This window comes from Rhodococcus sp. IEGM 1372 (assembly GCF_030056835.1).
Classification (GTDB): domain Bacteria; phylum Actinomycetota; class Actinomycetes; order Mycobacteriales; family Mycobacteriaceae; genus Rhodococcoides.
Genome location: NZ_JASHKS010000034.1, coordinates 42,654 through 49,465 on the forward strand (window position 1 = coordinate 42,654; position 6,812 = coordinate 49,465).

Annotated in this window: 6 protein-coding genes; 2 read left to right on the forward strand and 4 right to left on the reverse strand. The window is 59.4% G+C overall.

The features are described 5' to 3' along the window. Nucleotides 1-136: 136 nt before the first annotated feature. The 4 genes from QM590_RS20900 to QM590_RS20915 form a co-directional block, all read right to left on the reverse strand. Nucleotides 137-1,156, reverse strand: a complete 1,020-nt coding sequence (locus tag QM590_RS20900) for a Fic family protein (RefSeq protein WP_269596219.1) — start codon at nt 1,154-1,156, stop codon at nt 137-139. Between the two features lie 105 nt (nt 1,157-1,261). Beyond that, nucleotides 1,262-1,615 carry a hypothetical protein gene (locus QM590_RS20905; protein ID WP_269596218.1) on the reverse strand — a complete coding sequence of 118 codons (354 nt, stop codon included), beginning with the start codon at nt 1,613-1,615 and terminating at the stop codon, nt 1,262-1,264. A 315-nt stretch (nt 1,616-1,930) separates the two neighbouring features. Further along, nucleotides 1,931-2,203: a DUF4352 domain-containing protein gene (locus QM590_RS20910; RefSeq protein WP_317813864.1), complete on the reverse strand. Its 273-nt coding sequence runs from the start codon at nt 2,201-2,203 to the stop codon at nt 1,931-1,933. A 9-nt stretch (nt 2,204-2,212) separates the two neighbouring features. Beyond that, nucleotides 2,213-2,695: a peptidase associated/transthyretin-like domain-containing protein gene (locus QM590_RS20915; protein WP_269596217.1), complete on the reverse strand. Its 483-nt coding sequence runs from the start codon at nt 2,693-2,695 to the stop codon at nt 2,213-2,215. 181 nt (nt 2,696-2,876) lie between these two features. Between QM590_RS20915 and QM590_RS20920 the strand changes: the two genes are divergently transcribed. Both QM590_RS20920 and QM590_RS20925 read left to right on the forward strand, forming a co-directional pair. Further along, complete coding sequence (locus QM590_RS20920) at nt 2,877-6,080, forward strand: type I restriction endonuclease subunit R (protein ID WP_269596216.1); 3,204 nt, start codon at nt 2,877-2,879, stop codon at nt 6,078-6,080. Continuing rightward, nucleotides 6,077-6,271 carry a hypothetical protein gene (locus QM590_RS20925; protein ID WP_269596215.1) on the forward strand — a complete coding sequence of 65 codons (195 nt, stop codon included), beginning with the start codon at nt 6,077-6,079 and terminating at the stop codon, nt 6,269-6,271. The genes QM590_RS20920 and QM590_RS20925 overlap by 4 nt, the downstream gene beginning before the upstream one ends. Nucleotides 6,272-6,812 lie beyond the last annotated feature (541 nt).

Genomic DNA, 6,812 nt, shown 5'->3' on the forward strand with positions numbered 1-6,812 from the left:
AATGCAGCGAACGCAGCAACAGCTATAAATGGCGACTTCACGCCCCTGTACCGTCTGGCGACCGCCGATCGTTACAGCGCGCTGATCCACCACCTCGATAGGCCGGCAAGAGCGCTGGACCCCACCTGATAACAGCTCACTCCCGCGAATATCGATGCTGCAAATAGCTTTCTACGGCCTTACGACTAGAGCGCCACGCCCCATCCGAGCCTTGATGTGCGTCGAGCCGGCCACGCCGTGCAGCCTGCCTCAACGCGTTGTAACTGATCTCTGGCGTAATCAAGGCTTGCAACGGCACAAGCCTCGCCGGTCCGGCGATCGACGGCACTACGAATCTGTGCAGATTATCGATCACAGATCGGGCGATCAGTTCGGCGAGCGGACCGTACTCATCTTTGTCTGCGTGGTCCAAGGCATCGAGGTACTTCACGCGGTCACGCTTGAACACGATCGCCGGTGGAAATCCCAAGCGAACGAGAATGAGATTCAGAACAAGCCTGCCCGTACGGCCGTTGCCATCGAGAAACGGGTGGATCTGCTCGAACTCGCAGTGGATTGCGGCGAGCCGAAGAGGAATATCGCGCGGATCGAGGGAGCCTGATGCCAGAGAAGACAGCTGGGCTGCAAACAGATTGGCCTTATCGACCCACGTCGACAATCGCTCGGGAACCTCGATCCATGGAGGAGGCCTCATACCTCCGTCGAACGCACGGATGTCGTGCCGTCTGAAGCTTCCGGGACCTTCCTCCCGCGTGGCGTCAGGATGTGGTGCGACATCCCAAACTCTCTGCATGACTTGCTGGTGTACCGATCGCACCTCGGTGATTGTCATCAGCTCCTCGCCTGCGTAACCGTCCGGTGCCGTCGCCTGTGCGTAGACCCACTGCGCTGCTTCGCCGTATCCAAGCACCTCCATGTAGTCCTTCAGATCCTTGGCTCCGACAGCCTTACGTCGATCGAGCAACGCCTCGACCTCCCGCAGGACGAGTGTGTTGCCCTCGATAGCTGTGGAGTTGTGAGCCTCGAGGTGCCAGATGTCGTCCCAGATGGCAGTCGATTCGGCTGGCAAAGGCATCCCACCGAAACGCTGCAGTTCACTGAGCGCCTCGGCAAACTGCTTGTAGATCGACTCGCGACTGGGCCTACCACGTGGCATTACGGCCCGCTCTCGGAAGTTGTAGCACCTGCATGCTGTCTAAATGTACAGAACAACTTGCGAAGTTGATACGTGGTCGACCTAGCTAAACGAACAAAACAACTTCTACAGCTTCGCCCGTCTTCGCGCGAGGCCGAGCTTGAATCCTGCGCGACGACAACGTAGGGCCTCGAGTTGGCGATCGCGAAGGGCCGATGGTTCCGACATCTCCAACTCAGCGAGTCTCACGTTCAGCCTTGCCAGCGCAAGTTGCAGGTCGTTGATCTGCTTCACGATCTTCGCAGCCGGGTCCTGGGGTGCATTCCGCACGGCCTTCGCCGCCGGATTCTTGGACAACCGGTCCCGCTTGATCCCATTCAGCGTCTTCTTTGCTCTAGCGGCCTCTGACCGGTGCTTTTGCTCGGTATCGGTGCCGCCTGAAGTCGATTGATCCAGCGCACGCAAGCCGTTCGCGTGCATGAACCTGGACGCGCTTTCGATGATCAGCTCGAGCTTCCGGCAACGCTTGCAGCGACGGGAGGCGGATTTCGATGTGCTCTTTCCACCGCACCACGTGCACGGTGCCGATTTCTGTCGCGGGTCCACAGTGCGGTTGCGGGAAGCCTTCGTGGTCCGCGGGCCCTCAGTCGTCGGGTTCCCGGTATGTAGCTGGACACGACTCACCCTTGGTCTCCCTTCAGAACCGACTATTGGTGGGGCCCGACCTCGCCAAAGGCCGAACCGTCGTCGATAGCTCGAACCCTCGCTACGGCGCGACCGAGGGTTCATCGCCGATCATGTCAACGAAACCCGCACGCCGCCCGAGAACGTCGAATCGTGCACTTCAATTTCGGCCGGAACCGCATCAATTGGCATGTCGAATACGACCTTCATGGTGACGCTGTTGCCCGGGTTGATCTCGTCCCAGAAAGCGACGTCGGACTCCAGACCGATTGCTGCGGAGGTATCGGCGCTGAATTTTCGTCCCTCGCCGTCGTACACGTCCTGCGCATCGGGACTGAGCCCTTTCGGCTCGTCGGAGGTGTTCTGGACAGCGATAGTGACGATCGTGAACTGTCAGCCGAGCGAAAAGACGAGGCCAGATTCGACTTCGGACTCGGTGTAGGTGAGTTCGCCGCGGTGGCTGACCTCGACTTTGTAAAAGGACTTCCCACGTGGGACACCCGACACGGTGAAGTCCAACCAGCAGCCGCTCGATCCGCCGGAGCTCGTTGCAATTGCCCCCTTGGCCAACAACGTGCCTGATTCATCTGTCACCGTGACCGCTGCGCCTGGACCGATGTCTTTGTATCCGTCTTTGCCGGCGCACTCGAAACCGTCGGGCAGCCCGTAGGTGGTGATGCTGTCTTCAAGGGTGATAGCACCCAGAACCACGAACCTCTCTGGCTCGCGATTGGCAATGAACGCCGTGACGGCGACGACGATCAGGGCCACCGCAGCTGCGCCCACGCAAGCAGCGACAAGGATCGCCCTTCGCGAGTACGATCTGTCGGTCAGCGGTGAATCCGGCTGTGTTGCTTGACTATCCAAGTCACTCATTTCTTCTCCCTGGAGTTGATGTCTGCCGCAGATGTTTCCGCACCCGCTGAGCTTCTGGCTTTTGTGAACTGATAACCCCGCTTATCACGCGTTGTCATTGCAAATAATCCGAGCTCGCTTAACCTTCGACTATCGAAGAAGTTTCAGCACCGACCGCCCGTTACCGTTTAGGTTGGACAACATGGGAGAAGCGATGAACTCGTACGGACCGTCCGAGGACGACTGGGAGCACATGGCCCTGGACGATCTGGGCGAGCTCGGGTGGCGTCACGTCGACGGGGTCGACATTGCACCAGGAACTGGCGAGCGCGCCGGTTGGGACGAACTGCTCATCCGACCGCGTTTGCGAGCTGCCATCGCGAAGTTCAATCCCCAATTGCCCACGACGGCCGTCGACGATGCCGTGTCCATCATCGCCACCGCAGGTTCGACGGATGCCATCGCAGAAAACGAAACCGTCCACAGCTATTTGACCGAGGGCCTACGCAAGGTCTCATACGTCGACAACTCTGGAGTCTCGGTCACCCCGACCATCCGCCTGTCGTCGATGGATCCCGACGAAAATGACTGGCTCGCAGTCAATCAAGTGACGGTGGCGCGCGGAGACTACAAGCGTCGGTTCGATATCGTACTGTTCCTCAATGGCATGCCCGTGAGCGTCATAGAGCTGAAAAAAGCCGGCAGCGCGAATACGAATCTCAGCCAGGCGCATGCGCAGTTACGGACCTACGTTCGAGAGTTCCCGCTCGCGTTCAGGTTCGCGGTGTTCAGCGTCGTATCCGACGGAATCGCCGCGAGATACGGAACTCCTTTCACCGCGTTCAACCACTTTTCGCCGTGGAACGTCGACGACGACGGGAAACCCGTCTCCTACGACAACGCAGACAACACCCCTCTCGGTATTGCGCTGTTCGGCCTGTACAACCAGGAACGCTTCCTGCAGTTGATGCGTGACTTCACCGCCTTCGACAAGGGCGATACCGGGCTGGTCAAGCGTATTGCCAAGCCACATCAGTACTTTGCCGTCAACAAGGCCGTCGGGTCGACGGTGCTGGCAGTGGAGAGCAATGGCAAGGCCGGCGTCGTATGGCACACGCAGGGATCGGGCAAGTCGATGGAAATGGAGCTGTACACCAACCAGGTGCTTCGGCACCCGAAGCTTGCCAACCCCACCATCGTTGTCATCACCGACCGCAACGAGCTCGATGGTCAGCTGTACGAGACGTTTGCAGTGTCACAGCTGCTTCCAGGCGCACCCAAACAGATTCGCAAACGCGAAGAACTGCGCGCTGAGCTGTCCGGACGCAACACCGGCGGGATCTTCTTCACCACCCTGCAGAAGTTCGGAAAGACCAAGGGCGAGCGCGACTCCGGCGAGAGCCACCCGCTGCTGTCGTCGCGCCGAAATATCATCGTCATCGTCGATGAGGCTCACCGCAGCCACTACGACAACCTCGATGGATACGCACGGCACCTGCGCGACGCTCTTCCGCACGCGACCCTGATTGCCTTCACTGGAACACCGATCTCGTTCGACGACAGAAACACTCAGGACGTCTTTGGTGACTACATCGACATCTACGATCTCACCCGTGCCGTCGAGGACGGTGCAACGGTGCCCGTCTACTTCGAAAGTCGACTGGTCAAGGTTTCCTTCGCCGAAGGTGTCAGTGAGTCCGACCTCGACGCGTCCGCGGACGAAGCGACCGTCGGTCTCGATGACACCGAGCGCAAGCGCATCGAGGAGAGCGTCGCCGTCATCAACGCCGTCTACGGCAACCCCGACCGCCTGAAGAAGCTTGCATCAGACCTCGTCGAACACTGGGAGAATCGCCGAAAGGCTATGACCCCGTTCCTCAGTACCGACGATCACCCCGACACGCCTGGCAAAGCGATGATCGTCGGCGCAACGCGGGAGATCTGCGCAAACCTGTACTCCCACATCGTCGCGCTACGACCTGATTGGCACTCCGACGACCTCGCGAAAGGCAAGATCAAGGTCGTTTACTCCGGCGATGCCACCGACCAGGAACCGATCAGCCTCCATGTGCGTCGGGACTCTGCCAATGCCACCGTCAAAAAGCGCATCAAGAACCCCGACGACGACCTGGAACTGGTCATCGTCAAGGACATGATGCTTACCGGCTTCGACTCACCGCCGCTGCATACGATGTACCTCGATCGCCCGCTCAAGGGTGCACTACTGATGCAGGCACTTGCGCGGGTGAACCGCACGTTCCGGGGTAAACAGGATGGACTGCTGGTCGCCTACGCACCAGTCGCTGACAATCTCGCCAAGGCACTGGCGGAATATACAGCGCAGGACCAGAAATCGAAGCCGATCGGCCGTGACATCTCGGCTGCAGTCGACGCCGCCAAGGACTTGGTGTCGATCATCGAAGGCCTTCTGCACGGGTTCGATTGGCGGGCCGAGCTGACCGCCGCCAGGACGGGCCGTGCCTACTACGACGCTGCAACCGCCACAGTGAACTATCTTCGCGATCCACGTCTTCCAGAAAACCAAGTCGGCGAAGGAGAGGAGACGCTTGCCGCCCGCTACCGCAAGTTCGCATCCCAACTTTCTCGCGTCTGGGCAATATGTGGCAGCACCGACGATCTCCGAGAACTTGCACCCATCGCGCGGTTCTTCGAGGAAGTACGCGTTTACATGGCCAAGTTCGACGCCGAAGAACGCCAAAGTCGTGGCGAGGCGGTACCCGAAGACATCCAGCGAGCGCTGCGTCAGCTCATCGCGGCGTCCGTCGAATCCGGCGAGGTACTGGACATCTACGCCGCAGCCGGCATGCCGAAGCCTTCGTTGAGTGACATCAACGTCGACTTCATCAAGAAAGCGCAGGAAGCCAAGAACCCCAACCTCGCGATCGAGGCTTTGCGAAAGCTCATCAACGACGAGTCCAAGGCCGCGACCAAACACAACGTGGTCCGTCAGCGTGCATTCTCCGATCGCCTGTCGGAGCTCATGCTCAAGTACACCAACAGCCAGCTCACTTCCGCCGAAGTGATCGCCGCCTTGGTAGAGATGGCCAAGGAAGTGGCCGCTGAGGCCGACCGCGGCGCGCAGTTCACTCCTCCTCTCACGAGTGACGAGTTGTCCTTCTACGATGCCGTTTCGCAGAACCAGTCTGCCGTCGATATTCAGGGAGAAGGAAAGCTCGCCGACATCGCACGCGACCTGGTTGGCGTAATGAAGCGAGATGCCAAGACAGACTGGACCATCCGAGCCGACGTGAAGGCCAAACTGCGTTCACAGATCAAGAGACTCCTCACGCGGCACGGCTACCCGCCGGACAAGCAACCTGACGCAATCAAGCTCGTCATCGAGCAAATGGAGTTGATTGCTCCAGTCTTCGTGGCGGCATCGTGAAGAGGAAAGACGCGCTGATCGTCGGACTTGGGATACTCGCGCAGTGGCTCCTGGTTGCCGCAGCCGTGATCGCACTCATCGGCGATCGGCCGGGTGCCGCCTCGATCTACCTAGTTCTGTTCGCGACCGTCAGCATTATCCACAATGTGAAGCCACTGAAACGGCAGGCCCGAACCGAAGCAAAGGGCTAGGGCAGCAGGATGGTACGTGGTGCAGCAAACAGGGGAATTGCCCTGACGACCGGAGCTATGAGCCGCAAGCGCCTGAGCGTGACCCCAGCGGTCGCGAACAAGACAGTCGCGAACTCAACACCTAGGCCCTCCAGGAAGAAGAAGAAGGCTCGCAAGTCGGAACCCACCATCTGTTGCGAACTCTGCCGGTCTACGCGTCGAACGCGCGCGACCGCAATGGGCAAGCGATGCTTCGATTGCTGGAGGGATGAGCAGCGGTTATTGGAGCTCTGGACTTCAGTTCCCGAGTCACACCTATGTTCAGGTGTGCCCTCGCGCGCTACCTGTTCAAGCGTTTCCCACCGCAAGTTCTAAATGGTGGCGAGTTCACTTGCCCTACGATCCCGCAACGGGCAGATCGACATAACCCACATCGTTCGATCCGTTCAGTCTCACGCCCTCAACGTTGCGGAACAGAATCGCGTAGCCGCTCGACAGAAGCAGGAGTGACGAGGCTCAGCGAAATTCCCCAACCGCGCTCACCGAAATTCCCCACTCGTGA